Genomic DNA, 604 nt, shown 5'->3' on the forward strand with positions numbered 1-604 from the left:
ATCAGGTGCGCCAGGCCGAGGCGGCCGAGCCCCAGCCTCGTCCCGATGGCGGTGTGGGCGTGCAGCACGTCACTCGGCTCAAGGTCGTTACGCAGGGCCACGTCGACGATGTCCAGGGCCGGGCTCATCGCGTCCAACCAGGCTATGCGTTCGGCCAGCCGTGCGGGCAGGCCGCGTTCGTAGAGCTGTTCGGCAAACCGCAGGATGGCGGTCAGTTCCTGGTCGGACCCGACGGTGGCCAGCACCGTGGGCAGCGCCGCGGCGACCTCGGCCATCCCCTCGGCGTAGCGGGTGGTTTCGGCCGTGATGTCCAGGGGCGACCGGCGGGAGCGCAGCAGCCACAGCGTGGCCTCCTCCTGGACGAAGTGGCAGTGCAGCAGGGCCTCGGCGGCCGGGTCGGTGGAACCCACGGTCGGGCGCGGGCGGCTGCCCTCACCCAGGCCCTCACGGAGGTCTTCGCCGAGGCAGTGCGCGTCGAGGGCGTCCCAGATGCCGGTGAGGCCGAGCAGGTTGCGGGTGATGACGAACGCACGCGTGCTCTGGACCGTGTCCGCGCCGGTCAGCTCCCGCATGCGGTGCAGGAAGCCGGCGCCGACCCGGTCGA

Annotated in this window: 1 pseudogene; it reads right to left on the reverse strand. The window is 72.2% G+C overall.

What is annotated here, in order from left to right:
* Positions 1–604 (reverse strand): annotated as a pseudogene (locus DD1DGNOD_RS06045) (NAD-glutamate dehydrogenase domain-containing protein); the annotation flags it as partial.

This window comes from Candidatus Protofrankia californiensis (assembly GCF_900634765.1).
Taxonomy (GTDB): Bacteria; Actinomycetota; Actinomycetes; order Frankiales; family Frankiaceae; genus Protofrankia; species Protofrankia californiensis.